Source organism: Nocardia sp. NPDC050413, assembly GCF_040655475.1.
In the GTDB taxonomy this organism is placed as follows: Bacteria; Actinomycetota; Actinomycetes; order Mycobacteriales; family Mycobacteriaceae; genus Nocardia; species Nocardia coubleae.
In genome coordinates, this window is the sequence record NZ_JBFAJZ010000002.1 from 25,191 (window position 1) to 52,086 (window position 26,896).

Here is a 26,896-nt window from a genome sequence, read left to right on the forward strand (position 1 = left end):
TGCCGTGCGCCGCCGACGCGCGGACCGACCCGACGCGGCCCGCGCGCGAGGGGGTCTTGTGTGGTGGCGGTAACCGGATAAGGCAGGATGGATGCCGCTCTGCCTTGCTGTGCGGCCTGCTCCGCGCGCCCGCAGTTCGAACCGATCTCACCTCGCCGAAGGAGACGAACACCCATGACCGACCCGGGTAACGACCGCCCTGGATATCGCCGGGTGCTGCTGAAGCTGGGTGGGGAGATGTTCGGTGGCGGTGGTGTCGGGCTCGATCCCGATGTCGTGCAGACCGTGGCCGAACAGATCGCCGAGATCGTCGAGACCGGCGTCCAGGTGGCCGTGGTGATCGGTGGCGGCAACTTCTTCCGCGGCGCCGAGCTCGAGGAGCGCGGGATGGAACGCGCCCGCTCCGACTACATGGGCATGCTCGGCACCGTGATGAACAGCCTTGCGCTACAAGACTTCCTGCAGCAGCAGGGGGTGGATACGCGCGTGCAGACCGCCATCACGATGGGCCAGGTCGCCGAGCCGTACCTCCCGCTGCGCGCCAAGCGGCACCTGGAGAAGGGTCGCGTGGTGATCTTCGGTGCGGGCATGGGCATGCCCTACTTCTCCACCGACACGACCGCGGCCCAGCGTGCGCTCGAGATCGGCGCCGACGTGGTGCTGATGGCCAAGGCCGTCGACGGCGTGTTCGACGCCGACCCGCGCGTGGACGACAACGCCCAGATGTTCACCGAGATCACGCACAAGGAAGTGATCGAGAAGGACCTGAAGGTGGCCGATGCGACCGCCTTCAGTTTGTGCATGGACAACCAGATGCCGATTCTGGTGTTCAATTTGTTGACCAAGGGCAATATTGCCCGTGCGGTGGCCGGTGAACACATCGGCACCTTGGTTCGGTCCTGACCCCGCACTCGCGGACGATGACGATGACGACGCTGTGGAGGAACCGGTCGTGATTGATGAAGCGCTCTTCGATGCCGAGGAGAAAATGGAGAAGGCCGTCTCGGTAGCGAAGGACGATCTGGGCAGCATCCGCACCGGGCGCGCCAACCCGGGCATGTTCACCCGGGTCCTGGTCGACTACTACGGCACGCCGACGCCGATCACCCAGATGTCCAGCATCTCCGTGCCGGAGCCGCGCATGGTGGTGATCAAGCCCTACGAGCAGAGCCAGCTCGGTCCGATCGAGAACGCCATCCGCAACTCCGATCTCGGCGTGAACCCCACCAACAACGGTGACATCCTGCGCATCACGATCCCGCAGCTCACCGAGGAGCGGCGCCGCGAGATGGTCAAGATGGCCAAGGGCAAGGGCGAGGACGCCAAGGTCTCGATCCGCAACGTCCGTCGCAAGGCGATGGAAGAACTCGGCCGGATCCAGAAAGATGGTGAAGCGGGCGAGGACGAGGTCGGGCGCGCCGAGAAGGAGCTCGACAAGACCACCGCCAAGTACGTGGGCCAGATCGACGAGCTGGTCAAGCACAAGGAAGCCGAACTGCTCGAGGTCTGAGCGCAGATCTCGCCAGTCCCGCTCGTGCGGGGGATGAACGGAACGACGAGTTGAGCGACGGGACAATCGTGGCCGAAGACGCCGCCGCCACAGGTGCGGCACCGGAACCGGAATCGCCGCCGGGCACGGTCGAGCCGACCGGCGCGGCCGCGGCAGGGGACGAACCCGGCGCGGCCGTGCCGCAGGAACAGCCGAAGGCTCCGGCATCGCGGGCGGGCCGCAACCTGCCCGCGGCGCTGGCGGTCGGCTTGGGCCTCGGGTTGTCGCTGATCGCGATCCTGTTGTTCGTCCCAAAGGTGTTCATCGGTGTCGCCGGTGTCGGTGTCGGCGTGGCGATGTGGGAGGTCACCAAGCGGCTGCGCGAGGCCGACGTCCTGGTACCGCGCATCCCGTTGCTCGTCGGCGGGCAGGCGGTGTTCTGGCTCGGCTGGCCGTGGGGTGCGAGCGGGGTGCTCGGCGCGTTCGCCGCGACCGCGCTGACCTGCATGGTCTGGCGCCTGTTCGATCACGGCCTGAGTACCGCGCCACGGAACTTCCTGCGCGACACCGCGATCGCGATCTTCACGCTGTCCTGGATCCCGCTGCTCGCGGCGTTCTCGACGCTGCTGCTGCTCGAACCCGACGGCAACCTGCGGGTGCTCACGTTCATGATCCTCGTCGTCTGCTCCGATGTCGGCGGTTACGTCGCAGGCGTGCTGTTCGGCAGGCATCCGATGGTGCCCGCGATCAGCCCGAAGAAGTCGTGGGAAGGGTTCTGCGGTTCGCTGGTGTTCAGCGTGATCGGTGGTCTGCTCACCGTCACCCTGCTGCTCGAGGCCAACTCGATGATCGGCGTGGTGCTCGGCGTCGGCCTGGTGGTCGTGGCGACCCTGGGCGACCTGATCGAATCGCAGATCAAGCGCGAACTCGGCATCAAGGACATGGGCACGTTGCTGCCCGGGCACGGCGGGATCATGGACCGGCTCGACTCGATGCTGCCCTCGGCGTTCGTGTCGTGGCTGGTGCTCAGCGCGTTGGTCTGAGGTTCTCAGGGTTGCCGGGCGGCGTGGCGCAACTGCAGGATGCGGATGCCGCCGACCAGCCCCATCACCAGTGCGCCGAGGATCACCGACAGCAGCACCATGATTCCCAGCGGTAGCGAGAAGCTCCAGAACAGCAGCGTCACCTGCACCTTGTCGAGGTTCTGCAGGATGAAGATCAGCAGAATGATCCCGAAGATCGCGGCAGCGAGCAGCGCCATCCACGTGTAGCCGGTGCGAGACCGCACCAGCGCGTCCGGCTTCGGTCGCTTGACGGGTGCGTGCTTCGCAGGCGCGTGCTCGGGTTCTCGGCCGGCGGTGGGCTCGGCCTCAGGCTCGCGCGCCGGTGGCGTGCCTGATTCTGCGTTCGTGGACATACCTCGATCATGGCCGACCGCTATCACCGCTGCACGCATCTTCTCGATAACGGCGCCCGGCGTGGCGGCCCGGTCGCGGCGTTTGGGACAATGGAGGAATTATGGCCACCTCCCTGCCCCTCGTGTTCGATGCCCCGCGTCGCGGTATGCCGCCGCGCCACCTCGCCGACCTCGACGCGGACGAGCGCAAGGCCGCGGTGCAGGAGCTGGGCCTGCCGAAGTTCCGCGCCGATCAGCTGGCGCGCCAGTACTACGGCCGCCTGCAGTCCGATCCGGCGCAGATGACCGATCTGCCCGCCGACGTGCGCGAAAAGGTCGGCGAGACGCTGTTCCCGCCGCTGCTCGACGTGGTGCGCCACCTGGCCTGCGACGAGGGCGACACCCGCAAGACGCTCTGGCGAGCACACGACGGAACGCTGCTCGAGAGCGTGCTCATGCGCTACCCCGACCGCAATACGCTGTGCATCTCCAGCCAGGCGGGCTGCGGCATGGCGTGCCCGTTCTGTGCGACCGGGCAGGCGGGGCTCACCCGCAATCTGTCGACCGCCGAGATCGTCGACCAGGTGCGGGCCGCGGCCGCCGCCCTGCGCGACGGCGAGGTACACGGCGGGCCGGGCCGGTTGTCCAACATCGTGTTCATGGGTATGGGTGAGCCACTGGCCAACTACAAGCGGGTGGTGAACGCCGTACGCCGCATCACCTCGCCCGCACCCGACGGCCTCGGTATCTCGCAACGTTCGGTGACGGTGTCGACCGTCGGGCTGGCGCCCGCCATCCGCAAGCTGGCCGACGAGGACATGTCGGTGAGGCTCGCCGTCTCGCTGCACACCCCCGACGACGAACTGCGCGACACCCTGGTCCCGGTGAACAACCGCTGGCCCATCTCCGAGGTCCTCGACGCCGCCCGCTACTACGCCGACAAGTCGGGCCGCCGTGTCTCCATCGAATACGCCCTGATCCGCGACGTGAACGACCAGCCGTGGCGCGCCGACATGCTCGGCAAGAAACTGCACAAGGCCCTCGGCCCCCTGGTCCACGTGAACCTCATCCCGCTCAACCCGACCCCGGGCAGCGAGTGGGACGCCAGCCCGAAGCCGGTCGAGAAGGAGTTCGTGCGCCGCGTGATCGCCCAGGGCGTGTCCTGCACGGTGCGCGACACCCGCGGCCAGGAGATCGCCGCCGCCTGCGGTCAGCTCGCCGCCGAAGGCTGATCCTGAAACTGTTGCGGCCCAGGCGTTATCGTCGCGGGACCGCAATGATGCGCCGGTCCGAGATCGTTGACTATGGCGCGCGAAACAGCCTCTGTCACAGTCACTGTCGAGCTCGAGGCGGGTAATGCCTCGCTGATGACGCTCGGGAAGATGCTCGGGCCGACCGGTATCCCACCGTTCGAGGTCAAACGGAAATACGATGCGGCGACGGCGGATCGGGGCGGGGAGATCATCCCTGCCGTCATCACCATCGATGCCCGCAAACGGTGGACCATGCGGCTCAAGACGCCGCCGACCGCCTCTCTCATCCGGGCCGCGCTCCGGCGGGCGGGTTCGCCGCAACCGGGGCACAAGGCGGTCGGGGCGCTCAGTCGCGATCAGCTGCGCCGCATCGCGATTCGCAAGCTGCCGGACCTCAACACCACCGATGTCGAGGCGGCGATGCGCATCGTGGCGGGTACGGCTCGGTCGATGGGGGTGCGGGTCGAAGAGTGACCCGGACCCTGATGGTGTGGTGTGGCCTGCACTAAGTTGGACCGGTAATCGATCGGTTCGACAACGGGGGATCATGCTTGCGACGGGGGACGTTTTCGCCGGGTACGCGATCGAACGACAGCTCGGTCGTGGCGGGATGGGTTCGGTGTACCTGGCCAGGCATCCTCGGCTGCCGCGCCAGACCGCGCTCAAATTGCTGAATCCGGAATTGTTCTCGGACAACGAGATCCGGGCCAGGTTCGAGCGGGAGGCCGATCTGGCCGCGCAGCTCGAACATCCGAATATCGTTACCGTGTACGACCGGGGCGTCGACGACGGGCGGTTGTGGATCAGCATGCAATTCGTCGACGGTGTCGATGCCGCCGCCATCGAGCATCCTGTTCCCTCCGGCCGAGCCCTGCACATCATCGAGGGCACCGCCGCCGCACTCGACCACGCGCACGGCAACGGCGTGCTGCATCGCGACGTGAAACCGGCCAATATCCTGCTGGCCGCCGCGAACGGCCCGGAGCGCGTGCTGCTCACCGATTTCGGTATCGCCCGTCCCCGCGACGACGTCCATCACCTCACCCAGACCGGAACCTTCACCGCCACCTTGGCTTTCGCGTCTCCCGAACAGCTCACCGGCGCGCCGCTCGACCATCGCGCCGACCAGTACTCCCTCGCCTGCACGCTGTACTCGTTGCTCACAGGACAGGCTCCGTACGAGGCGGCGAATCCGGTGCTGGTCATTCAAGGTCATCTGCAATCCCCACCGCCCTCGGTACGCAGGTACCGCCCTGACCTCCCCGCCGCGTTGGACGCGGTCCTGGCGCGGGCGCTGGCCAAGCGCCCGGCAGACCGCTTCGATTCGTGTGCGGAATTCGCAGCCGCCGCCCGCCGTGCTCTCACCGGGACGGGCGGGCAGCCGACGGTATTCGCATCCCCTGTGCACCAGCAGTATTCACGCCCGTCGATGCCCGCGCCGCTGCCCCCGCGACCGGCGCCGGTTCATTCCGCTCGCCCCGTTCCGGCCCGGCGCGGGCGTGGCGTCGTTCCGCTGATTCTGCTGACGGTGTTCGCCACGATCGCAGGTGCGTCGTACTGGGTGTGGCAGGACGACAGCACCTGGGTGTCGCAGATTCTCAATCGTTCCCGTGCCCATCGCGACATCGCCGCGATGTCTGCGGCGTTCCCGCAGATGCTGCCGCCCGGTGAAGCCGATGGAACATCGCTGTCGAACCCCTACCTCACCGGAGTCGGTGCTGGTGGCCGCTCCTGTGAGGCCTATGTCAATACGACCACACGCGGCGAACTCCAGTGGGAACTGACATTTCAAGAGGCGCATGCCAAATGGTCCTGCAAACCCGCCGACATCAACGCGACCAGATTCGCCTTCTACGCATTCCCCTCCGAGGAGTCGGCGAAGACGGCGGTCGCCCGATTCGAGCGCGAGACCAAAGATGTGGGCAGCGGATCGTCCGGCACACGCACCGACGATCACCGGGCGCTCTTCTTCAAGGACCAGTACGGCAGAGACAGCTACAACATGACCGTGGTCGTCTCCACATTCAGTGACCCCGGCCGAGAACGCTGGGTATTCCTGTTCTCCCGGGATTCGGACGTGCTGGCCGAGGACCTGCCCGAACTGCTGAAAGAACTGACCACCTTCCCGATGAGCTAGCGGATGCCCGCGACGGCACGAACACCGTTTTGGTAGGGTCCAGCGCGTCGGACGACGAGCGAGATTCGGGGGTCAGAGTGGTTTCTGACGGGACGGTATTCGCCGGATACACGATCGACCGGCAGCTGGGTCGCGGCGGGATGGGTTCGGTGTACCTGGCCAGGCATCCTCGGCTGCCGAGGTGGACCGCGCTGAAACTGCTGAATCAGGAGCTGTTCTCCGACGCCGAGATCCGGGCCAGGTTCGAGCGGGAAGCCGATCTGGTCGCCCAGCTCGACCACCCCAATATCGTGACGGTGTTCGACCGCGGTGTGGAGAACGACCAGCTGTGGATCAGCATGCAATACGTCGACGGCATCGACGCGTCCATGCTCGATCCGGCGACGCTGCCACCGGATCGGGCGTTGCAGATCATCCGGGAGACCGCCGCCGCCCTGGACTTCGCGCACCGCGCGGGCGTGCTGCACCGCGACGTGAAACCGGCCAATATCCTGCTGGCCAGGTCCAACAGCCAGGAGCGGGTGTATCTCACCGACTTCGGCATCGCGCGCCTGCGCGACGACTCCGGTCACCTCACCGAGACCGGCTCGTTCACCGCGACCCTCGCCTACGCCGCACCCGAGCAGCTCACCGGTGTCCCGCTCGACCATCGCGCCGACCAGTACTCGCTGGCCTGCACGCTCTACACCCTGCTCACCGGCACCGCACCGTTCGAGGCGCCGAGCCCGGCCGCCGTCATCACCGGGCACCTGCAGTCGCCGCCACCGCCGGTGAGCCCGCGCCGGGCCGGGCTGCCGCCGAATCTGGACGCCGTGATGGCGCGGGCGCTGGCCAAGCGACCAGCCGACCGGTTCACCTCCTGCGAGGAGTTCGTCGAGGCCGCCCAGCGGGCCATGCGCACGGGGACCACCGGTGCCCGCCCGATCGCACGACCGCCGTCCGGGGCACACGCTCAGCCGTTCCTGGGGATGCAGCCGATGCGGCCGGTGAACACCTCCGGTGCCGCGATCCCGGTCGCACCGGTTCCGCCGATGGCGCCGCGACCGGCGACCCCCGCCGCCTGGGCCCAGCCCGCGATGCGCGCGCCCATGCCGCCACCACCGCCCGCGCGGGGCGGTTGGGGGTCGATGATCGGGGTGCTGCTGGTGGTGTTCGCCATCGTGATCGGCATCGCGGTGCTCATCGCCGTGCTGACGAACCTGTGATCGGCGCGCCGACCTGTTCGGCGCGTGCCATATTCTGATCCGAATGAGCGACTTCGACGTCACCGCCGCCGACTCCATCGACCTCGTCCGGCTGCGTCGGTTCGTCGCCGTGGCCGAGGAACTGCATTTCGCGCGCGCCGCGAAAGCGTTGCGGATTCCGCGTCAAGCATTGAGCGCCACCGTGATCGAGCTCGAGGGCGAACTCGGCACGCGGCTGTTCGTGCCCGGTGCGTCCCCGACCCAGCTGTCCGAGGACGGCGCGACCCTGCTCGAACACGCGCGCGAGCTGATCCGTGCCGACGAGCAGGCACAGCGGGAGCAGAAGCCGGACGGGCCCGCGAGCCTGCGCGTCGGTTTCGTGCCGGGGGTGACGGTGTCGAAGTGGGCGCGCGTGTGGGGCGAGCGGCTGCCCGACCATCCCCTCGAGGTGCTCGGTGTCCCGCAAGGCGAGCAGGAGAGCGCGCTGCGCGAGGGCCGGGTGGACCTGTGCTTCGTGCGCTTGCCGATGGACCGGTCCGGAATGAACGCGATCCCGCTGTGGGAGGAGACGCCGGTCGCGGTCGTCCAGAAGGACGACGCGCTGTCGCTGCTCGATGCGGTGAGCCCGGCCGATCTGGCCGATGAACAGCACCACGACAGCGGCGATCTGGATCAGGCAGCGGACGCCCTGGCGATGGTCGCCGCCGTCGGGGGAGTGACGATCGTGCCGCAGTCGATCGCCCGACTGCACCATCGGCGCGACCTGGTGTACCGCCCGATCAGCGACACCGAGTTCACCCGGATAGCGCTGGCCTGGCCCGCCGACGGTGATTCGGAACTGGTCGAGGAATTCGTCGGCATCGTGCGCGGCCGTTCGGCCAACAGTTCACGCGGCGCGGAACCGGCCAGGCCCGCGCCCGAGCGTGCGCCGAAGAAGCAGGCGCCGAAGAAGCAGGCCGCGCAACGCAAACCTGCCAAGACCGGCCGCAAGCCCGGCGCACGACGCGGCCGCTGACACGACGATGCCTGCGGCGCGATCGAATCGCGGCCGCAGGCATCGATGCGGGTGTCTACCTCGGGATGCGCTTGGTGAGCGAATCGACGACGAGGATCGCCGCGAGCAGACCGGCGAACCCGATGAGGAAAATGTCCTCGACGTGGCCCTGGTGGTTACCGATGGTCATGCCGAGCAGCGCGATCACGACGAACCAGCCGGCGATGCGGAAGGTCTTGGGCGACTCGCCGCTCCAGCCCCACGCTGCCGAGGGCACCTCGGCGGGGTCGACGCTGGTGGCGACGGCGCGCTCGGTGCTGGCTTTTTCGAGGTCCGTGGCGGCCACGATCGCTCCTTAGGGCTCGAGTTCTGGTTGGGCGAGTGTGCATATCGTGGCATACGACCGTTCGTCGTAGCCAGCAGCCCTGCCACAATGGGCCCGTGTCCCACCACGCACCCCGTGCCGCGCACGGCAATACGACGTCGACCGACCGGGTGAAGGTGCTGCTCCTGGGCAGTACCGGTTCGATCGGCACCCAGGCGCTCGAGGTGATCGCCGCCAACCCGGACCGCTTCGAGGTGGTCGGGTTGGCCGCGCGCGGCGGCAATCCCGCGCTGCTCGCCGAGCAGATGGCCGCCACCGGCACCCGCAATGTCGCCGTGGCCGATCCCGCCGCCGCCCGGCAACTCGATCTCGACCTCGGCGGGCCGGGCGCGGTGACCGAACTCGTGCGCCGCACCGAGGCCGACGTGGTGCTCAACGCCCTGGTCGGTTCGCTCGGCCTGGAACCGACGCTGGCCACCCTCGAGGCGGGCACCCGGTTGGCGCTGGCCAACAAGGAGTCCCTCGTCGCGGGCGGTTCGCTGGTGACCCGGGCGGCCGCACCCGGCCAGATCGTCCCCGTCGACTCCGAACACTCCGCCCTCGCCCAATGCCTGCGCGGCGGTCGCGCCGAGGAAGTCGACCGGTTGGTGCTCACCGCCTCCGGCGGCCCGTTCCGCGGCTGGACCACCGAGATGCTCGAATCGGTAAACCCCGACGAGGCGAAAACGCATCCCACCTGGTCGATGGGTCCGATGAACACACTGAACTCGGCTTCGCTGGTGAACAAGGGCCTGGAACTGATCGAGACCCACCTGCTGTTCGGGGTGCCCTACGACCGCATCGATGTCACCGTGCACCCGCAGTCGATCGTGCATTCGCTCGTCACGTTCACCGACGGTTCCACCCTGGCCCAGGCGAGCCCACCGGATATGAAGCTGCCCATCGCCTTGGCTCTCGGCTGGCCCGACCGTCTTCCCGGCGCGGCCACGCCCTGCGATTTCGGTACGGCGTCGACCTGGACGTTCGAGCCCGTCGACGACGCGGTCTTCCCCGCTGTTCGTCTGGCCAGACAAGCCGGGGAGGCGGGCGGCAGCGTCACCGCCGTCTACAACGCCGCCAACGAAGTCGCGGTCTCGGCCTTCCTGGACGGCGCGATCAGCTTCCCGGCCATCGTGCGCACCGTCACCCGCGCGGTCGAGGCCGCGGACCGCTGGCGTGCCGAACCCGATACCCTGGACGACGTCCTCGCGGCCGACCGCTGGGCCAGGGAGTTCGCCGCCGAGGTTATCGCCGAAGTGCCGACGCCCTGACCTGACCGACTCGACAGGACCCCCACCGCGGCGCCAGCCGCCGAGAACAGAGAAAGGGCCAGATGGTATTCGCGTTCGGGTTTGCCCTGTTCGCCGTCGGTATCACGATCTCGATCGCGTTGCACGAATGCGGGCACATGTGGGCCGCGCAGGCGACCGGCATGAAGGTGCGCCGCTACTTCATCGGTTTCGGGCCCCGTATCTTCTCGTTCCGTCGTGGTGAGACCGAATACGGCCTCAAGGCGCTGCCGCTCGGCGGTTTCTGCGATATCGCGGGCATGACGGCCCTGGACGAGCTGGAGCCCGAAGAGGTGGACCGGGCGATGTACCGCCAGTCCACCTGGAAGCGGCTGGTGGTGATGTTCGGTGGCATCGCCATGAACTTCCTGCTCGGCTTCATTCTTCTGGTCGTGCTCGCGGTGGGCTGGGGTCTGCCGCAGCTCGAGCAGCCGCCTGCCACCGCGCTCGGCACCATGAGCTGTGTCGCCCAGGAGACGCCGGACAAGAAGCTCGCTCCGTGCACGGGTGACGGTCCGGCTCAGCGCGCCGGTCTACAGCGTGGCGACGTGGTGAAGGCGGTCAACGGCGTCGAGGTGACCACCTGGGCGCAGTTCCAGGCCGAAACCCAGAAGCAGACCGGCACGTTCACCTACACCATCGAACGCGACGGCGACACCCTCACCGTGCCCGTGACCCCCGAGCGGGTGATGCGCTCGCCCAAGGAGGGTCCCGCCCGCGAGGTGTCCGCGGTCGGCGTGGGCCCCGATTACGCCGAACCGCAGCAGTACGGCGTGGTCGAGGCGATTCCGGCGACCATCGTGTTCACCGGCGACTTCTTCGTCGAGACGGTGAAGTCGCTGGCGAAGATGCCGCAGAAGGTGTCGGCGCTGTGGGAGGCCGTCACCGGTGGTGAGCGCGACCCGGAGACCCCGGTCAGCGTCTACGGCGCAAGCCGGATCGGTGGCGAGACCGCGGAGCGTGGTCTGTGGGGCATGTTCATCCTGGTACTGGCCAGCCTGAACTTCTTTCTCGGCGCGTTCAACCTGCTGCCGTTGCTCCCGCTCGACGGCGGGCACATCGCGGTGGTGCTCTACGAGAAGGTGCGCGATGTGGTGCGTTCCTGGCGTGGCAAGGCCCCCGCGGGCCCGGTCGACTATCTGAAACTGCTCCCCGTGACGTATGTGGCGGTTGTGATCGGCGGTGCGTTCATGCTGCTCACCCTCGCCGCCGACATCGTCAACCCGATCCGCCTACCGTAATATCGGCGGCTGGCGCCGCGGGTGTGCGGCCTGTTTCCTCGATCTTCCCTCCCGCCGGGCACTCCTTCGTCGCACCCTCTGGTCAGTCCAGATCGAGGCGGCCGCACACCGGCTCGTGTTATGCCCCTCACACGGCCGTGTCGAGGTGCGCGACTAAGCTCGGAAGCAATCAGCCCAGGTCGATTCGAGATCCGTAGGAAAGAAGGCAGCCGACCGTGACCAGCACTATCGGATTGGGGATGCCCGCCGCTCCCGCTGCTGTTCTCGCACCACGGCGCAAGACCCGTCAGCTCATGGTCGGCAATGTCGGCGTGGGCAGTGACCATCCCATCTCGGTGCAGTCGATGACGACCACCAAGACCCACGACGTGAACGCCACCCTCCAACAGATCGCCGAACTCACCGCCTCGGGCTGCGACATCGTGCGCGTGGCGTGTCCGAGGCAGGAAGACGCCGACGCCCTGGCGACCATCGCCAAGAAGTCGCAGATCCCGGTGATCGCTGACATACACTTCCAGCCCCGCTACATCTTCGCCGCCATCGACGCGGGCTGCGCCGCGGTGCGGGTGAACCCGGGCAACATCAAGGAATTCGACGGCCGCGTCGGCGAGGTCGCCAAAGCCGCTGGCGCGGCGGGCATCCCGATCCGCATCGGCGTGAACGCCGGATCGCTGGACAAGCGGATGATGGAGAAGTACGGCAAGGCCACCCCCGAGGCGCTGGTCGAGTCGGCGCTGTGGGAGGCGAGCCTGTTCGAGGACCACGGCTTCGGTGACATCAAGATCTCCGTCAAGCACAACGACCCGGTCGTGATGGTCGAGGCCTACCGTCAGCTCGCCGCGCGCAGCGACTACCCGCTGCACCTCGGCGTCACCGAGGCGGGCCCGGCGTTCCAGGGCACCATCAAGTCGGCGGTCGCGTTCGGCGCCCTGCTCAGCGAGGGCATCGGTGACACGATCCGCGTCTCGCTGTCGGCGCCGCCCGCCGAAGAGGTGAAGGTCGGCGGCCAGATCCTGCAGTCGCTGAACCTGCGTCCGCGCAAGCTCGAGATCGTGTCGTGCCCGTCGTGTGGACGCGCCCAGGTGGACGTGTACACGCTGGCCGACGCCGTCGCGGCCGGCCTCGACGGCCTCGAGGTGCCGCTGCGCGTGGCCGTGATGGGCTGCGTGGTGAACGGGCCGGGCGAGGCGCGCGAAGCCGATCTCGGAGTGGCCTCCGGCAACGGCAAGGGACAGATCTTCGTCAAGGGCGAGGTCATCAAGACCGTGCCGGAAGCGCAGATCGTGGAGACCCTGATCGAAGAGGCGATGCGGATCGCCGAGGAGATGGGCACCGAGCCGGGCGCGCAGCCGGTGGTCACCGCGGGCTGATCCCTCACGGTCCGGCGACGGATTCACCTCGACCCGTACCACTGCGCCCGCTTTCGTGGCAGGCTGGTGCCGTGCGGAGTCTGCTGGAGCCGACGCGACGGTCCAAGGCCACCCCCGCGCGTCCGGTGACCGTGCGGGACCTGGCCGAGGTGCTACGGGTCCTCGACGCCGATCCGGTCGCCTCGTGCATGATCGCGGCTCGAGTCCAGGAATTCGGGCTCGACACCCGCTCCGGCGTGGGGGAGTTGTGGAGTCGCGGCGGTCCGGCCGACTCCCTGTGCTTCTCCGGTGCGAACCTGGTTCCGCTGCGCGGCGATCAGCAGGCCCTTCGCGCGTTCGCCGATCGGGCGACCAGGTGGCCGCGCGTGTGTTCCTCAGTGGTCGGCAGGCAGGAGCTGGCGCTGCCGCTGTGGGAGATGCTGGCGCCGAGCTGGGGACCGGCCCGGGAGTTACGCGCCGACCAGCCGCTGCTCGCCCTGGCCCAACCTGCCCTCGCCCGCCCGGACAGCGCGGTGCGACGAGTGCGGCCCGACGAGATCGACCGCTACCTCACCGCCGCGATCTCCATGTTCATCGAGGAGGTCGGCGTCGACCCGCGCGCGGGCGACGGTGGTCGCGGTTACCGCCGCCGCATCAAGAGCCTCATCGAATCCGGCCGGGCCTGGGCACGTTTCGACGACGGCGAAGTGGTGTACAAGGCCGAGATCGGGTCGTTGTCCCGGCGCACCGGCCAGATCCAGGGCGTGTGGGTGCATCCCGAGCACCGTGGTGCCGGGGTGGGGACGGCGGGAACGGCCGCTGTAGCGAATGCCGTTGTGTCGACCGGCCGTACGGCCAGCCTGTACGTGAACGACTACAACCAGATCGCCCGACGTGCTTACAGCCGTGTGGGTTTCCGTCAGATCGCCACCTTCGCGACCGTCCTCGTCGATTAGTTTTCCGCCGCTGACCCGGCGTTGTTGCGTCGTCGGCGCTCGGTTCGCCGTTACCATCTGTGCCGATGAGGACTCGGATGTTCACCACCTGTGCGGTGCTCGCGCTCGCGCTCTCCTCGGGCGCGTGTTCGACGGGTCCGCAGGGACCGGTGCCCGCCGCCCAGGATTTCGCCGAGGCCCTCGCCGACCGCGATCTGGTCACCGCGGGTGGTCTCACGACCGCGCCCGAGAAGGCCACGGCCGCACTCACTTCCACCTGGGACGCCCTGCAGGCCGAGAAGCTCACCGTCCGCACCGGCGACGCGCGCGTGCAGGGCGACACCGCCACCGTCGACTACACCTACGAGTGGACATTGCCCAAGGGTCGGCAGTGGACCTATTCGGGTGAACTGCAGATGGGCCGCAGCGACGGCCGCTGGCTGGTGCGCTGGACCGCCACCGACATCCACCCCAAACTCGGCGACACCCAAAGCCTGGAGTTACGAACCCAACCCGCGCCGCGCGCGCGGGTCAACGAGTCGGCGGGCAGCGATGTGCTCGTGCCGGGCAAGGTGTCACGGGTGCAATTCACGGTCGCCGACGCGCCGGACCCCGACCGGGTCGCGGGTGCCCTGGCCGCTGCGCTGAGCCGCATCGATCCGGTGGCCTACACCCCGCAGGCCATTCTGTCGGCCGCGCGCAAAGTCGATGGGGCGTACACGGTCGTCCTGCTCAGCGAGTACGAGGCCGAGACGCTCGGTGGTCACCTGATCGGTCTGCCCGGGGTGACGCTCACCCAGGAGTGGGACATGGTGCCCACCGATCGCAAGTTCGCCCCCGACCTGCTCACCCAGGTGCGCAAGACCGTGATCGCCGAGGTCGACGGCAAGGCGGGCTGGAGCGTGGTCACCCGCAACGCCAACGGCGCGGATCTCGATGTGCTGCACGAGGTCCCGGCCCAGCCCGCACCGTCGTTCGCGCTCAGTATCGACCGTTTCGTGCAGAATTCGGCGCAGCACGCGGTCGACCTGCGCACCGAGCAGACGATGATGGTGGTGATCCGGCCCTCCACCGGCGCGATTCTCGCGGTGGCCCAGAACAAGGCCGCCGACCGCGACGGCCCCGTGGCCACGAGCGGTCAGTACCCGCCCGGCTCGATCTTCAAGACGGTCACGGCGTCGGCGGCGATGGCGGCGGGGATCGCGACGCCCGAGACGGTGCTGCCCTGCCCGAGCCGGACAACCATCGGCGAGCGGACAATTCCCAACTACAACCTTTTCACGGTGGGTGACGTGCCGATGGCCACCGCCTACGAACGCTCCTGCAACACCACCTTCGCGCGGCTGGCCAGCCGGCTCGAACCCGACGCGCTCACCGAGGCCGCCGCCCGCCTCGGCATCGGCCAGGACTACCGGGTGGCCGGGCTGCCGACGCTGTCGGGGTCGGTGCCGCCCGCCGACGGGCTGGTCCAGCGCGCCGAGGACGGCATCGGCCAGGGCCGGGTGGTGACGAGCCCGTTCGGGATGGCACTGATGGCCGCGGCGGTGGCGCACGGGTCGGCGCCGGTGCCGTATCTGATCGCGGGCAGGCCCACCGAGATCGTCGGTGAGCGGCCCGAACTCGCGCCCGAGGTGGTCGACGGGCTGCGAGCGATGATGCGGATGGTCGTCACCGGCGGCACCGCCGAACGCATCCGCGATCAGGGCGAGGTGTACGGCAAGACCGGTGAGGCGGAGGTCGACGGCGGATCGCACTCGTGGTTCGTCGGCTACCGCGGCGACATGGCCTTCGCGACATTGCTGGTCAAGGGTGGCAGTTCCGACAACGCGGTCGCCGTCACCCGTGACATGTTCGCGGCGCTGCCGCCCGGTTACTGAGCGCGATACGGCGGGACGACGTAGGCGTCTTTGTCGGTGTGCTCCACCGCGTCGCGATGGACCACTTCATAGCCGGGAGCCGGTTTGGGCGGCGCGGATTGGACTCGGGCGTCGAGCAGATCGATGGCCATGGCACCGCCGAGAATCATTCCGGCGGTGGTCAAAATCAGGGTGGAACGGCTCATATTCGTCTCCCTCGTCCAGGGTTTCGACGTGTTCCGAATGGGAGAACCGTAGAACGCGGAAGCGCTCGGCAACAGGCGGCGGCAGTAAGCGACACACAATTGTTGCCATATGTGCGGGCGTGTTCGAACGTAATCGCTATGCGACCGTGACGATCCGCCGTCGCGATCGAACGCGCTGCTCAGCGGGTACGTGCAAATGAAATTGCATTGTCACGCACGTTGCAGGGTCGCGCTCAGATGATGTTGCAGGGATTCGCCGACGGCGGCCATCCGCAGCGTGTACTCGATGGTGTCGCCGGTCACATGGAAGGAACGGCCTACCGCCGTCACCGATTTCGCCGACCCGCTCAACCCGATATTCGTCGAATTCAATTCGAGCCGAATTCCGTCGACGGTTTCGGTGAGTGTTCCCTCGCAGATCTCGGTGATTCCGGTGGGGTGGGCGAGCACCAGTTCGACCTTGCCGGGTGCGGGGGCGCGCAGATAGCCCGTCTCCGCGTGCAGCGGGCGGCCGTCGTCGGCGGCCTTGGTCCGCTGCCGGTAGGTGAGGAACGGGCGGCCCAGATGACCGAAGGTGATCTCCTCGACGTAGTCGAAGGGTTCGATGGTCGGGTACTCACCGTGACCTCGCCCGCGCCAGGTACCGAGCAGCGGTGCGAGGACGGAGACGGCGGGATGCGGGGCGATGGGCGCGCTTGGTTCGACCACGCGCGACAGCCTAGACCTGCCACCACAGCCATGTTCACGGCACACCGTCACACGGGTCGGGATAAGGTCAGCGTCGCCTGAACGCCGTCCGGCGGAGGTCGAAAGGAATGAACGTTGAACGGACATGTGAGGGGCACCCGCCGGGTGCTGTCCGGGCCGGTGCGCGGTGCGGTTCTCGGCGCGGTGCTCTTGGTCGCTGCCGCGTGCTCGGGCACCGATCCGGCGGGCGACGGTGTCGCCGCCCTCGACGGCAACCGGTACAGCCAAACCGATCTGGCCGCCAGCTCCGACTCCTATCACGCCCAATTCACCATCGCCGAGATGGTCGACGCCTGGGGTCTGGCGAATCGGCCCAAGGGCGCGGGCGGACATTTCTGGGTGGGCGCGGGTGGTAAGTCGTTCCAGTTCCTCGGTGATGTCAGCGAGTCGACGGATCCGGCCTTGCAGAAACTCACCAGGGACCAGTTCGAATCCGTCGCGATTCCCGGCACCGATGCCGATCCGTCCGACAAGTCGGTGGGCAAGACGACCGGTGTGGTGTTCAACCCGGCCCCGATCAATTCCGATCTGTTCGCGGTGCGCGACCAGTGGGTCGATCTGAACGGAATGCCGGTCCCGCTCGGTGGTTCGGCACGGTTCATCGTCGGTACCGATTCCGGCAGGATCAACGCGTGGACCGAGCAGGCGCCCGACGGAGCCGTCATCCGCCGCAACGGCGGTGCCAACCAGGTTTTCGACGGCTCGGCCCAGGGCATGTCTTTCCTCGGACTCGCGCTCGCGCCCTCCGGTGACAAACTGCTGGCCGCCGACTTCGGCGCCGACCCGCAGATCCGCACCTTCGACAAGTTCTGGCAGCCGGTGGCGACCACCGGCTTCGCCAACCCGTTCGCCACGGGCAAGCCCATCGACCCCGCCAGCCCGGAGAAGGGCAACAAGGCCGTTCCCGGCGACCCGGCACCGTTCAACATCACCACGGTCGGCAGCCGGGTGTTCGTCTCCTACGCCGTGACCAAGGCCGACAAGAAGGACCCCGAGGCCTTCGACAAGGGCGAGGAGGTCTCGCTCGACGCCAAGGCCGACGAAGCCGCCGACGGTACCCCGGACAAGGGCAAGGTCGCCGAATTCGACGCCGCGGGCAAGCTGGTGCGCATCATCGACGACGGCGGGCGCCTCAACGCACCGTGGGCGGTGACGATCGCGCCGTCGAATTTCGGTGCACTCTCGGGCAAGTTGCTGATCGGCAACTCCGGTGGCCTCGGCCGGGTCCTCGCCTTCGACGACACCACCGGGACCTTTGTCGACTACCTGCGTGACAGCGACGGCGAGCCGGTGCAGATCGAGGGGTTGTGGGCGTTGACGTTCGGCAACGGTGAGAGCGCGGGCGACGCCGACGCGCTGTACTTCACCGCGGGCCCACGTGAGGAGAAGGACGGCCTGTTCGGCAGTCTGCGCGCGCTGTAGCGCGGCGGGCACACGCCAGGCGAACAGGACAACCTGAATGTCCGCAGGCCTGTTCGCTTCCGTCTGGCATCGTGGTAGGGGACAGTGGTGGCGGAGTGTTTGCCGGGGTGGCCGAGCCGGAGGTGCCAGATGACGGTGATGCGCTGTGAGACGCGGTTTTCGGTCGACCGGACCAGGTTGCCCGGGCGTGAGCTGATGCTCGCCGCGTTCCGTGGACCGGCCGAGGACTACCACCCGGTGCTGCACGCGGCGGCCGAGCTCGCCGTGCTGCACCAGGTGCGCGACCGCACGCCTGCCTTCGAGGCGCCCGGCCTCGACCGTCGCCGGGCGCAGCTGATGCGCGCGATCGACCGCTGGGTGATCCTGGCCGCCCCGCTGCCCTCGGCTACCGCGGCCGAGCACTGCGAAACCCTCGGCATGCTCGTCGACCGGCTCGCCGCGCACAGCGCGCGGCTGTTCGTCACCATGGCCGACGCCACCGACGCGCAGTTCTACGACGAGTGGGCCCGGCTCGACGACCTCGCCGAGAGCTACCAGCGCCTGATCGACGATCTGTGGGCAGGTTCCCGCTGTCTTCCCTCGGTCGTCCACTGACCGATGCCCCCGGAATTGTTGGCTCGGTAGAACTTTCGTACGACGTACCATTTGTTGTGCGCACAGACGAGGAGCAGGCGCAGACCTGCGAGTGGTCCCGCGAGGTGTTCGCCGAACCGCGACCCGCTGCCGCGGTGTCGACCGTGCTGCCGATCCGTCCGCGCTCGGATTCGGTCGACGGCACACCGCTGTTCTGTCTCGCCGGTGAGGCGGGCCTGGCTTGGCCGTTCGCCTGCCTGCTCGCCCACCTCGAGCCGGAGGTACCCGTCTACGGGCTGCAGACGCTTGTCGACCTGCCGACGATCGGCGACTACGCGCAGCACTTCCTGACCGAGATCCGCCGGATCGCTTCGCAGGGTCCGTATCGGTTGCTCGGATGGTCGGCGGGCGGCCTCGTCGCTCAGGAGATGGCGGTGCGGCTGGGGGAGGACAACCAGGTTGTCCGGGTTGTCCTCCTTGGCACGGATGCAGGTGCCGCACTGCCCTCGCCGACGACGCCGGGCAGATTCGTCGAGCGGCTCATCGGCGTCGCGGACAACGAATCCCGTCCGCCCAACCCGGAAACGGGCATTGATACGTCAGCGGCCGAATTGACCGACAGGCTGGCGGGCACGATCGCCATAACGGGCGACGAATTGTTGCACCTGATCGATCACTCCGACGCGCTCGCACGCGCTGCGTCGACCCACCGCCCACAAAGCCTGCCCGGCGAACTCGTCCTGGTCGTCCCCGAGCGCGATCGACCCGATGCGGCTGCCGCGGTGGAGAACTGGCGACGCCTGATGACGGGCAACGTGACGGCCCATGCCGTCGACGCGACCCTGGACGACCTCCTCGCACCAGAGGTCCTCGCCCGGATCGCCGGCCTGTTCACCCCATGAGGCGCGGTTACCGCGCCCGATCCACCCCGGCCGCGATCTCGTCGCGTGCCCGCTGAATCAGCGCGGCGGAATCACGTGGGCTCAGCGCCATGGCCCGCAACTGGTCGAAGATCACGCCGAATCGGCGGATCTCCGAATGACCTTCGACCAGGTCGTGCACGGACATGCTCTCCACGTACACCAGTTCGGGGTCGACCGGATTGCGGAAGTCGAGCAGTGTGAACGACCCGGCCATGCCGGGATGCGCGCCCGCCTCGAACGGCAGGACCTGCAGGATCACGTTCTTGCGCTTGGTCTCCTCCAGCAGCCGGTCGAGCTGGCCGACCATGGTCACCGGTCCACCGACCACCCGGCGGATGGCGGCCTCGTCCATCACCACCCACAGCTCGAGCGGATCGTCCTTCGTCAGGTTGACCGCGCGGTCCATGCGCGCCTTGGCCCGGCTCTCCATCACGGCGGCATCGAGGCGCGGCATCGACGTATCGATCACCGCCGCCGCGTATTCGAAGGTCTGTAAAAGGCCGGGCACAGTGGAGGTCTGGTACTGGCGTGCCGAAAGTGCTTCCGCCTCGAAGTTGATGTAGGTGGCGTAGACATCGGACAACGCGCCTTCGTACGCATGTGACATACCCGGTTTGAGCGCGTCGCTGAGCAGGCTCATGGCCTCCTCGCGCATTTTCTCGCTCACCTGGTACAGGTCGAGCATCGCGCTGAGCGTGCGCCGCTGCGGGCGTGCCTGCGCCATTTCGATGCGGTACAGCGTCGTCACGTTGATGCCGGTGCGCGCGCTCACGTCCTCTTTGCTGAGCCCGGCGGATTCGCGCAGCTCACGGAGCATCGCGGCGAGCCTGCGAAGCCGGACGGTGAGTGTGGTTCGCTTGCCTGCCATGGGTGCCCCTTCGCCTGTGGCGCGTCACGTGAATCGCATTATTGCGCTGCTCGTCCATGCTGTCACGGGTTCGGGAAAGAATGCCGGTCGGCCTGTTCGTTGGTGGTCAAGTGACCCGCGGTTCTGTCAGGGCGGCTTTACTGCAGGAGTGACAACGCAATCTTGCGTTTCCCGTTGTGAGCGAGCATGATCCAGTTAGCCTGGTTGCGAGCAAGCCGAACAGAAGACCGGGATAACCGAATCGAGAGCCAATCATGTTGGTATACAAATCTTGGGTGTCGGGTGAATTCGGGGCGTTGCGATGAGCGCGCCGGTGATGAGTGGGGTACTGCCGACGGCGCCACAATTGTTGTGCGCCTTCCAGGGGCGGCGTTTCCAGGATCGCGAATTGCTGCGATCGGCACACGCGCTCGCTGAGCTGCACGAACGGCGGGCACAGGTGCGTGACGCCGCATTGATCGCCGAAATAGATTGCCGTCGAGGAGAACTCGTCGACGACATCAACGACTGGATTGTCGCCGAGATTCCGGTGAATCGGACGGGTGCCTCGCTGCACACCGAAAGTCTCGGCGCCGTCGTCGACCGGATGGCGCGAAGCTGGGTGGATGCCAACCAGGCCATCGATCTGGACGGCGCGCGAAGCGACAGCACGCACAAACATTGGTATCACCTGGCCGAACTGGTCGACGGCTACACCGACCTCGTCACCGATGTGATCGGTGGCAGGCGAAGGCTGCCCGAGCAGTAGGGGCTACGCGGGTTCAGGTGACAGCCTCGCCTCGAAGGCGACGCGGTCACCACGATAGAGCGAGCGCACCCGTTCGATGGGTGCGCCGTCCGCATCGACACTTCGCCTGTGCAGCAGCAACATCGGTAGTGCGGTCGTGCTTTCGAGCAGGCCCGCTTCCCGTGGCGAGGCGAGAACGGTCTCGATGCGTTCCCGCGCACCGGCAAAGCTCACGCCGGTGGCGCGGATCGCGGCGTAGAGCGACGTGGTCGGGTCGTAACTGCCACGAAGCCCGCCGAAGCGATGCAGTGGCAGATAGGTGCTTTCCAGGCCGATGCGTTCACCGTCGGCGAGCAGGACGCGTTCGAGGTGCATCACCGGCGTGCCGGGTTCCACCTCGAGATCGGTCGCGGTCTGCGCGTCGGCGGGAACGTCTTCCCAGGCCACGACTATGCGGCCGGGTACGCGGCCGAGGCTGATCGCGCCCTCGGTGTAGGAGCGCAGCGACAGCGGCTGGGTGAGCTTGGGCCGCGACACGACAGTTCCGCGTCCGCGCCGGCGAATCCTGCCCTCCACCAGCAGTTCCCGCAGCGCGTGGCGCACCGTCTCGCGCGCCACTCCGAAGCGGGTGGCGAGATCGCGTTCCGACGGCACCGGGTCGCCCTCGTCGAGTTCGGCGAGGATCGCGTCGATCTCGGTGCGGACGCGGAACACCTTCGGGACGCGCGTGGTGTGCGGTGAATCCATGCCGCTCAGCGTACCCGGATTGGTCTATACCAAAAGTTAACGCGGTGTTCGCCCTGGCCACACCTATCGGTCTAGACCATTTGCCACTATCGGTGCCATGCGATTGGTCATCATCGGTGGTGGGATTCTCGGCACGGCGCACGCCTGGGCCGCGATAGCCCGCGGCCACGAGGTCGTCCACCTGGAACGCGAGCGCGAGGCGCGTGGCGCGACGGTCCGCAACTTCGGCCTGGTCTGGGTATCCGGGCGGTCGGCGGGCGAACTGGAACTCACGCTGCGCTCGCGCGAGCTGTGGGAGGAGATCGGCGGTCGGGTCGCGGGCGTCGGTTTCCGGCCCGCCGGGTCCATCACCCTGGTCCGCACCCCCGCGGAGCTGGCCGTCGCCGAGGCCGCCGCGGCGGGGCCGACCGCGGCCGACCGCGGTTTCACCCTGCTCGAACCCGAGCAGGTGTTGGCGCGCAATCCGGCGCTGCGCGGCAAATACCTTGCCGGACTGCACTGTTCGACCGACGCGGCGGTGGAGTCGCGGCAGGCGTTGCCCGCGTTGCGCGCCCACATGGCCGCCAGTCGTCGCTACACCTTCCACGAGTCGACCGAGGCCCGGTCGGTCACCGATACGGGCGCCGGTGCGGTGGTGCTCGACGATCAGGGCCGCCGTCACGAGGCCGACCTGGTCGTGCACTGCCCCGGCGCGGCGCATTCCGGGCTAACCCGGGAACTGGCCGGTGTGCTGCCGGTGCGCCGGGTGCGGTTGCAGATGATGCAGACCGAGCCGCTCGGCGAAGAACTCACCACGGCGATCGCCGACGGCGACAGCTTCCGCTACTACCCGGGTTACGCGGGCCCACAAGTGGATTCGCTCGCACGCGAACAGTCGCAGACCGCCACCGCCGCCGAGCACAAGATGCAACTGCTGTGTGTGCAGCGGTTGCACGGCGGGCTGACCATCGGCGATACACACGAATACACCGAACCGTTCGCCTTCGACGTCGACGAAGCGCCCTACGACCACCTCACCGAGGTGACCGAGGAGCTGCTCGGCCGCAAGCTGCCGCGGGTGGTGCGCCGCTGGGCGGGTGTCTACAGCCAGAGCGTCGATCCGGACGCCATCGTCACCCGGGTGCGGGCCGACACCAACGTGTGGGTGGTGACCGGCCCCGGTGGTCGCGGAATGACGCTCGGCCCCGCGCTCGGCGAACAAACCGCAGACGAGATCGGACTGTGAGGATCACCATGCACCACAACAACATTCAGCTCGCCGTGCTCGACATGGCCGGTACAACCGTCGCCGACGGCGGATTGGTGCTTCGCGCCTTCGAGGAGGCGGCTACCGCGGTCGGGATCGAGTCCGACGGCCCACGTCGCGAGGCGGCCCGCCGATACGTGCTCGACACCATGGGGCAGTCCAAGATCGAGGTCTTCCGTGCGCTGCTCGGCGACGAGGACGCGGCCCAGGCAGGTAATCGCGCCTTCGAGGCGGTTTACGACGCGCTCGTCGGCGAGGCCGACATCGCGCCCGTACCCGGTGCGGTAGAGGCGATCACGGCCCTGCGCGACGCGGGTGTCCGGGTCGCGCTCACCACCGGGTTCAGCCGCGGCACCCAGGACAAGCTGCTGTCCGCGCTCGGTTGGGCCGAGCTGGCCGACCTCACCCTCGCCCCGTCCGACGCCGGTCGTGGGCGTCCCTACCCGGACATGGTGCTCACCGCGGCTCTGCGCCTGCGGGTCGACGCGGTCGACCGGATCGCCGTCCTCGGCGACACCACCAGCGATATCGCGACCGGTCTGGCGGCCGGGGCGCGCATCGTCGCGGGCACGCTGACCGGCGCGCACAGCGCGGCACAGCTGCGAGAGGCGGGCGCCACCCACGTCATCGACTCCGTCGCCGACTTCCCCGCCCTGCTCCTGGCCTGAACTTCCGTCGCGGCGACCGCCGCGACGAATGCACCTCCGTGAAACGAAAGTTGTTGTCATCGTGCGTACTTCCCTCACCAGACGCCGCCTCGCGCGCACCGCGTTGCTGCTGGCAGGCGTCACCGCCGTCGCGTTCTCCTCGGCGTGTGGCGGCACCGGAACCGAGTCGGCCGACGGCCGCACCGTCACCGTGTACTCCGCCGACGGCGTCGGTGGCTGGTACAAGAACCGCTTCGACGAGTTCACGAAGCAGACCGGGATCGCGGTGAACCTGGTCGAGGCCGGGTCGGGCGAGGTGGTCAACCGGGTCGACAAGGAACAGTCCAACCCACAGGCCGACATCGTGGTCACCCTGCCGCCGTTCATCCAGAAGGCCGAGCAGTCGGGTCTGCTGCAGCCCAGCGGTATCGACACCGCCGCGATCCCCGCCGCCGACAAGGATCCTGACGGCAACTACGTGACGATGGCCAACAACTTCCTGTGCTTCATCGCCAACCCGTCGGTCGATGCCGCCGCGCTCACCTGGGACGACCTGCTGAAGCCGGACTTCAAGGGCAAGCTGCAGTATTCGACGCCCGGCCAAGCCGGTGACGGCACGGCGGTGCTCGTGCTGCTGCAGCAGTTGCGCGGCAAGCAGGGTGCGCTGGACTACCTGGCGGCGTTGCAGGCCAACAATGTCGGCCCGTCGTCGTCGACCGGCAAGCTGCAGGCCAAGGTCGACAAGGGTGAGCTGCTCATCGCCAACGGCGACGTGCAGATGAACCTGACCACGGTGAAGGAGAAGGGTTCGAAGTTCAACGTCTTCTTTCCCGCTGCCGACGGTAAGCGCTCCACCGTGGCGGTGCCGTACATGATGGGTCTTGCCAAGGGCGCGCCGCACAAGGACGACGCCACCGAGCTGATGCGGTTCCTGATGGCGCCCGAGGCGCAGGCAGCGCTCGGACCCGAGGCGTTCGCGGTGTCGCCGCGTACCGATGTGCCCGCGCCCGCCGAGGGCGGTCCCGCCGCGGCGATGCGTGGTGTCGACGTGGTCCCGGTCGACTGGAACAAGGTGCTCACCGAGCTGGATGCCGATCTCGCGGCATACCAGAAGGCAACCGGCAGCTGAAATCCCCTGTAAAAGGAGTCGACAATGTCCGATGGTGACGTGCGCACGGGGTCCGTCGTTTCGGCCGGTGCAACCACGACCGAACCGGCGATCGTGTTCGACCGGGTCGGTGTCAGCTACGGCCGGGGCCGCAAGGCCGCTGTCGCGCTGGCCGACTTCAGCCTGCGCGTCGCCGTCGGTGAGACGGTGGCACTGCTCGGCCCGAGTGGGTCGGGCAAGTCGACAGCGCTCAAGGCGCTGGCCGGATTCGTCCGTCCCACTTCGGGTTCGGTGCGGTTGGCCGGACGCGATGTCACCGCGTTGTCGCCCGCCAAGCGGGGGATCGGCGTGGTCGTGCAGTCGTATGCGCTGTTCCCGCACATGAGCGTGCACAGCAATGTGGCGTTCGGGTTGAAGTCGCAGCGGGTGCCGCGCGCCGAGATCGGTCCGCGCGTCACCGAGGCCTTGGAGATGGTCGGCATGGGTGGCTATGCCGAGCGTCTGCCGCGGGAACTGTCGGGTGGTCAGCAGCAGCGGGTGGCGATCGCCCGGGCGCTGGCCATCCGGCCGAGGGTGCTGCTGCTCGACGAACCACTCACCGCCCTCGATGCGCAGTTGCGGCACTCGATGCTCGGTGAACTGCAGGAATTGCGGAAGGCATTGCCCGACACGGCGATGCTGTACGTCACCCACGATCAGGCCGAGGCGCTCGCCCTGGCCGACCGGATCGCGGTGATGCGTGACTCCCGCCTCGTCGACATCGACACCGCCGAAAACCTCTGGCAGCGACCGCCTTCCGATTTCACCGCCGGGTTCCTCGGCGGAGCGAACCTGGTGCCGTGCACGGTGAAGCACGTCACCGGCACCGCGGCACTGGTCACCGCGGGAACCTCGACACTGCGTGCCCAGGCGCCGGTGCCCGGTGTCGGGCAGGACGAGTGGAAGCCGGACGACGCCGCGCTGCTGTGCGTGCGCCCGCACACCATCACACTCGGCAAGACCTCGGATCGTGACGCGTTGCGCGCCACGGTGCGTAGCGCGGTGTGGCGTGGGGCGTCGACCCGGGTCGAGTTGGATGTCGACGGGTTGCCGTCCGTGCTCGCCGCCGACGTGCCCGGACATTTCACCGCTGCGGTGGGTTCGGTGGTCGGGGTCGTCTTGCCCGATCCCGCCGGTGTCCTGATCGCGAACACGATCGGCGCGAGTTCTCGCGGTGAGGGATCGGCATCATGATGTCAGTTGGATTCTCTGCGGTGATCGGACACGACTTCGGTCTGTGCAACGACGGCGAGGTGCGGTGATGAGTGCGCCGGTGCTGGATCCGCCTGGAGCCGTCGAGCCGGAAGCCGTTGGTACGCAGCGCTCATGGGTGCCCGTGCTCTGGGTTCTGCCGCCCGTGCTCATCGTGCTCGGCATCGCCGGCTATCCGATTCTCCGGGTCCTCACGGAGTCGACGCGCACGCCCACCGGACGCGGCACCGAGATGTGGTCGACGGTCCTCGGCTCGGCGGCGTTCCGGGATGCGTTGTGGCGCACCATCTCCATCGCCGTGTGCTCGACGCTCGGCTGCCTGGTGCTCGGCACGTTCCTGGCGGTCGTGCTCGCGTTCGTGCCGTTTGCCGGTTCGGGGGTGGTCGGCCGACTCATCGACACCATCCTCACGCTGCCGTCGTTCCTCATCACCCTGGCCTTCACCTTCCTCTACGGAACGGCGGGGGCGGTGAACGCGGTGATCGCCGAATTGACCGGAGCGACAACGCCGGTGATCGATTTCCTCACCACGCCGCTGGGTGTGATCCTCGCCGAGATCACCTTCTTCACCCCGTTCGTGGTGCGCCCCGTGCTCGCCGCGTTCGCGCAACTGCCACGCGAACAGCTCGATGTGGCGGCCAGTCTCGGTGCCTCGCCGTGGCGGGTGCTGCGCCAGGTGGTGCTGCCCGAAGCGTGGCCCGCGCTGGCGGCAGGCGGCAGCCTCGTGTTGCTGCTGACGCTCAACGAGTTCGGCATCGTGCTGTTCACCGGCGCCAAGGGTGTCATCACCCTGCCCGCGCTGATCTACACCCGCGGCATCGTCACCTTCGACCTGCCCGGCGCCGCCGTCCTCGCCACCGTGCAGGTGGTGTTGTCACTCACCCTGTACCTCACCTACCGGCTCGTGTTCGCCCGGTTCATCGCCCGTCCGAAGGAGGACTGAT

The 26,896-nt window shown here is 68.0% G+C and carries 27 protein-coding genes and 1 pseudogene; 22 read left to right on the forward strand and 6 right to left on the reverse strand.

Annotated elements, in window-relative coordinates:
• Positions 1-174: 174 nt before the first annotated feature.
• The 3 genes from pyrH (at position 175) to AB0I19_RS06140 (ending at position 2,532) form a co-directional block, all read left to right on the forward strand.
• A complete protein-coding gene (gene pyrH / locus AB0I19_RS06130; protein WP_357145211.1) occupies positions 175-903 on the forward strand; it encodes a UMP kinase in 729 nt (242 codons plus the stop codon).
• Positions 904-952: 49 nt separating this feature from the next.
• Positions 953-1,510 (forward strand): ribosome recycling factor, encoded by a 558-nt coding sequence (gene frr, locus AB0I19_RS06135; RefSeq protein ID WP_181696824.1) that lies wholly within the window; start codon positions 953-955, stop codon positions 1,508-1,510.
• Between the two features lie 176 nt (positions 1,511-1,686).
• Positions 1,687-2,532: a phosphatidate cytidylyltransferase gene (locus AB0I19_RS06140; protein WP_133733906.1), complete on the forward strand. Its 846-nt coding sequence runs from the start codon at positions 1,687-1,689 to the stop codon at positions 2,530-2,532.
• A 5-nt stretch (positions 2,533-2,537) separates the two neighbouring features.
• Here AB0I19_RS06140 and AB0I19_RS06145 read toward each other — a convergent pair whose 3' ends face one another.
• Entirely contained in the window at positions 2,538-2,906 is a 369-nt protein-coding gene (locus tag AB0I19_RS06145) for a lipopolysaccharide assembly protein LapA domain-containing protein (protein WP_067636523.1), read from the reverse strand.
• Positions 2,907-3,007: 101 nt separating this feature from the next.
• Between AB0I19_RS06145 and rlmN the strand changes: the two genes are divergently transcribed.
• The 5 genes and pseudogenes from rlmN to AB0I19_RS06170 all read left to right on the forward strand — a co-directional run bounded on the left by rlmN (position 3,008) and on the right by AB0I19_RS06170 (position 8,474).
• The gene (gene rlmN, locus AB0I19_RS06150) at positions 3,008-4,117 is read left to right on the forward strand and encodes a 23S rRNA (adenine(2503)-C(2))-methyltransferase RlmN (protein WP_067636521.1); all 1,110 of its coding nucleotides are present in this window, start codon (positions 3,008-3,010) and stop codon (positions 4,115-4,117) included.
• A gap of 72 nt (positions 4,118-4,189) precedes the next feature.
• Positions 4,190-4,612, forward strand: coding sequence for an uL11 family ribosomal protein (locus tag AB0I19_RS06155; RefSeq protein WP_357145214.1), 423 nt, complete (start codon positions 4,190-4,192; stop codon positions 4,610-4,612).
• Between the two features lie 73 nt (positions 4,613-4,685).
• Positions 4,686-6,275 carry a serine/threonine-protein kinase gene (locus tag AB0I19_RS06160; RefSeq protein ID WP_357145217.1) on the forward strand — a complete coding sequence of 530 codons (1,590 nt, stop codon included), beginning with the start codon at positions 4,686-4,688 and terminating at the stop codon, positions 6,273-6,275.
• A 77-nt stretch (positions 6,276-6,352) separates the two neighbouring features.
• Positions 6,353-7,171, forward strand: a pseudogene (locus AB0I19_RS06165) (serine/threonine-protein kinase); the annotation flags it as partial.
• A gap of 352 nt (positions 7,172-7,523) precedes the next feature.
• Entirely contained in the window at positions 7,524-8,474 is a 951-nt protein-coding gene (locus AB0I19_RS06170; protein WP_357145219.1) for a LysR substrate-binding domain-containing protein, read from the forward strand.
• Positions 8,475-8,529: 55 nt separating this feature from the next.
• On the opposite strand, the gene AB0I19_RS06175 is transcribed toward AB0I19_RS06170, so the two are convergent.
• Positions 8,530-8,799 (reverse strand): DUF2631 domain-containing protein, encoded by a 270-nt coding sequence (locus tag AB0I19_RS06175; RefSeq protein ID WP_357145222.1) that lies wholly within the window; start codon positions 8,797-8,799, stop codon positions 8,530-8,532.
• 95 nt (positions 8,800-8,894) lie between these two features.
• Here AB0I19_RS06175 and dxr point away from each other — a divergent pair, with 95 nt between their 5' ends.
• The 5 genes from dxr to AB0I19_RS06200 all read left to right on the forward strand — a co-directional run bounded on the left by dxr (position 8,895) and on the right by AB0I19_RS06200 (position 15,508).
• A complete protein-coding gene (gene dxr, locus AB0I19_RS06180; RefSeq protein ID WP_357145225.1) occupies positions 8,895-10,088 on the forward strand; it encodes a 1-deoxy-D-xylulose-5-phosphate reductoisomerase in 1,194 nt (397 codons plus the stop codon).
• A gap of 62 nt (positions 10,089-10,150) precedes the next feature.
• Entirely contained in the window at positions 10,151-11,347 is a 1,197-nt protein-coding gene (locus tag AB0I19_RS06185) for a M50 family metallopeptidase (RefSeq protein ID WP_357145228.1), read from the forward strand.
• A gap of 215 nt (positions 11,348-11,562) precedes the next feature.
• Entirely contained in the window at positions 11,563-12,717 is a 1,155-nt protein-coding gene (gene ispG, locus AB0I19_RS06190) for a flavodoxin-dependent (E)-4-hydroxy-3-methylbut-2-enyl-diphosphate synthase (protein ID WP_181696838.1), read from the forward strand.
• A 71-nt stretch (positions 12,718-12,788) separates the two neighbouring features.
• Entirely contained in the window at positions 12,789-13,652 is an 864-nt protein-coding gene (locus AB0I19_RS06195) for a GNAT family N-acetyltransferase (protein ID WP_084456521.1), read from the forward strand.
• A 65-nt stretch (positions 13,653-13,717) separates the two neighbouring features.
• Positions 13,718-15,508 (forward strand): penicillin-binding transpeptidase domain-containing protein, encoded by a 1,791-nt coding sequence (locus AB0I19_RS06200; RefSeq protein WP_357145230.1) that lies wholly within the window; start codon positions 13,718-13,720, stop codon positions 15,506-15,508.
• Here the strand turns inward: AB0I19_RS06200 and AB0I19_RS06205 are convergent.
• Complete coding sequence (locus tag AB0I19_RS06205; protein WP_067496292.1) at positions 15,502-15,693, reverse strand: hypothetical protein; 192 nt, start codon at positions 15,691-15,693, stop codon at positions 15,502-15,504. The genes AB0I19_RS06200 and AB0I19_RS06205 overlap by 7 nt on opposite strands.
• Before the next feature lie 210 nt (positions 15,694-15,903).
• Entirely contained in the window at positions 15,904-16,401 is a 498-nt protein-coding gene (locus AB0I19_RS06210) for a peroxynitrite isomerase (protein ID WP_357145232.1), read from the reverse strand.
• 114 nt (positions 16,402-16,515) lie between these two features.
• Here AB0I19_RS06210 and AB0I19_RS06215 point away from each other — a divergent pair, with 114 nt between their 5' ends.
• From AB0I19_RS06215 to AB0I19_RS06225, 3 genes are all read left to right on the forward strand, one after another.
• Positions 16,516-17,862, forward strand: coding sequence for a TIGR03118 family protein (locus tag AB0I19_RS06215; protein ID WP_357145234.1), 1,347 nt, complete (start codon positions 16,516-16,518; stop codon positions 17,860-17,862).
• 129 nt (positions 17,863-17,991) lie between these two features.
• Positions 17,992-18,456 (forward strand): DUF4254 domain-containing protein, encoded by a 465-nt coding sequence (locus tag AB0I19_RS06220; protein WP_357145237.1) that lies wholly within the window; start codon positions 17,992-17,994, stop codon positions 18,454-18,456.
• 56 nt (positions 18,457-18,512) lie between these two features.
• Complete coding sequence (locus AB0I19_RS06225) at positions 18,513-19,337, forward strand: thioesterase domain-containing protein (protein ID WP_357145240.1); 825 nt, start codon at positions 18,513-18,515, stop codon at positions 19,335-19,337.
• 7 nt (positions 19,338-19,344) lie between these two features.
• Here the strand turns inward: AB0I19_RS06225 and AB0I19_RS06230 are convergent, their stop codons facing one another.
• The gene (locus AB0I19_RS06230; RefSeq protein ID WP_357145242.1) at positions 19,345-20,226 is read right to left on the reverse strand and encodes a helix-turn-helix transcriptional regulator; all 882 of its coding nucleotides are present in this window, start codon (positions 20,224-20,226) and stop codon (positions 19,345-19,347) included.
• Between the two features lie 388 nt (positions 20,227-20,614).
• On the opposite strand from AB0I19_RS06230, the gene AB0I19_RS06235 reads away from it, so the two are divergent.
• Entirely contained in the window at positions 20,615-20,974 is a 360-nt protein-coding gene (locus tag AB0I19_RS06235) for a DUF4254 domain-containing protein (protein WP_067496462.1), read from the forward strand.
• Between the two features lie 3 nt (positions 20,975-20,977).
• On the opposite strand, the gene AB0I19_RS06240 is transcribed toward AB0I19_RS06235, so the two are convergent.
• Positions 20,978-21,700 carry a GntR family transcriptional regulator gene (locus tag AB0I19_RS06240; protein WP_067636502.1) on the reverse strand — a complete coding sequence of 241 codons (723 nt, stop codon included), beginning with the start codon at positions 21,698-21,700 and terminating at the stop codon, positions 20,978-20,980.
• A gap of 97 nt (positions 21,701-21,797) precedes the next feature.
• On the opposite strand from AB0I19_RS06240, the gene AB0I19_RS06245 reads away from it, so the two are divergent.
• From AB0I19_RS06245 to AB0I19_RS06265, 5 genes are all read left to right on the forward strand, one after another.
• A complete protein-coding gene (locus AB0I19_RS06245; RefSeq protein ID WP_357145245.1) occupies positions 21,798-22,925 on the forward strand; it encodes a TIGR03364 family FAD-dependent oxidoreductase in 1,128 nt (375 codons plus the stop codon).
• An 8-nt stretch (positions 22,926-22,933) separates the two neighbouring features.
• Entirely contained in the window at positions 22,934-23,614 is a 681-nt protein-coding gene (locus AB0I19_RS06250) for a phosphonatase-like hydrolase (RefSeq protein ID WP_357145248.1), read from the forward strand.
• 61 nt (positions 23,615-23,675) lie between these two features.
• Entirely contained in the window at positions 23,676-24,722 is a 1,047-nt protein-coding gene (locus AB0I19_RS06255) for a 2-aminoethylphosphonate ABC transporter substrate-binding protein (protein ID WP_357145251.1), read from the forward strand.
• Positions 24,723-24,746: 24 nt separating this feature from the next.
• Entirely contained in the window at positions 24,747-25,934 is a 1,188-nt protein-coding gene (locus AB0I19_RS06260; protein ID WP_357145253.1) for an ABC transporter ATP-binding protein, read from the forward strand.
• A 67-nt stretch (positions 25,935-26,001) separates the two neighbouring features.
• Positions 26,002-26,895: a 2-aminoethylphosphonate ABC transporter permease subunit gene (locus tag AB0I19_RS06265; RefSeq protein ID WP_357145256.1), complete on the forward strand. Its 894-nt coding sequence runs from the start codon at positions 26,002-26,004 to the stop codon at positions 26,893-26,895.
• Position 26,896: the final 1 nt, after the last annotated feature.

Bases quoted from the DNA above. Each gene is read 5' to 3' on its own strand.
- pyrH (WP_357145211.1), top strand. From the start codon at position 175: ATGACCGACCCGGGTAACGACCGCCCTGGATATCGCCGGGTGCTGCTG.
- AB0I19_RS06145 (WP_067636523.1), bottom strand. From the start codon at position 2,906: ATGTCCACGAACGCAGAATCAGGCACGCCACCGGCGCGCGAGCCTGAG.
- rlmN (WP_067636521.1), top strand. From the start codon at position 3,008: ATGGCCACCTCCCTGCCCCTCGTGTTCGATGCCCCGCGTCGCGGTATG.
- AB0I19_RS06155 (WP_357145214.1), top strand. From the start codon at position 4,190: ATGGCGCGCGAAACAGCCTCTGTCACAGTCACTGTCGAGCTCGAGGCG.
- AB0I19_RS06160 (WP_357145217.1), top strand. From the start codon at position 4,686: ATGCTTGCGACGGGGGACGTTTTCGCCGGGTACGCGATCGAACGACAG.
- AB0I19_RS06170 (WP_357145219.1), top strand. From the start codon at position 7,524: ATGAGCGACTTCGACGTCACCGCCGCCGACTCCATCGACCTCGTCCGG.
- AB0I19_RS06185 (WP_357145228.1), top strand. From the start codon at position 10,151: ATGGTATTCGCGTTCGGGTTTGCCCTGTTCGCCGTCGGTATCACGATC.
- AB0I19_RS06200 (WP_357145230.1), top strand. From the start codon at position 13,718: ATGAGGACTCGGATGTTCACCACCTGTGCGGTGCTCGCGCTCGCGCTC.
- AB0I19_RS06205 (WP_067496292.1), bottom strand. From the start codon at position 15,693: ATGAGCCGTTCCACCCTGATTTTGACCACCGCCGGAATGATTCTCGGC.
- AB0I19_RS06220 (WP_357145237.1), top strand. From the start codon at position 17,992: ATGACGGTGATGCGCTGTGAGACGCGGTTTTCGGTCGACCGGACCAGG.
- AB0I19_RS06230 (WP_357145242.1), bottom strand. From the start codon at position 20,226: ATGGCAGGCAAGCGAACCACACTCACCGTCCGGCTTCGCAGGCTCGCC.
- AB0I19_RS06240 (WP_067636502.1), bottom strand. From the start codon at position 21,700: ATGGATTCACCGCACACCACGCGCGTCCCGAAGGTGTTCCGCGTCCGC.
- AB0I19_RS06245 (WP_357145245.1), top strand. From the start codon at position 21,798: ATGCGATTGGTCATCATCGGTGGTGGGATTCTCGGCACGGCGCACGCC.
- AB0I19_RS06250 (WP_357145248.1), top strand. From the start codon at position 22,934: ATGCACCACAACAACATTCAGCTCGCCGTGCTCGACATGGCCGGTACA.
- AB0I19_RS06260 (WP_357145253.1), top strand. From the start codon at position 24,747: ATGTCCGATGGTGACGTGCGCACGGGGTCCGTCGTTTCGGCCGGTGCA.
- AB0I19_RS06265 (WP_357145256.1), top strand. From the start codon at position 26,002: ATGAGTGCGCCGGTGCTGGATCCGCCTGGAGCCGTCGAGCCGGAAGCC.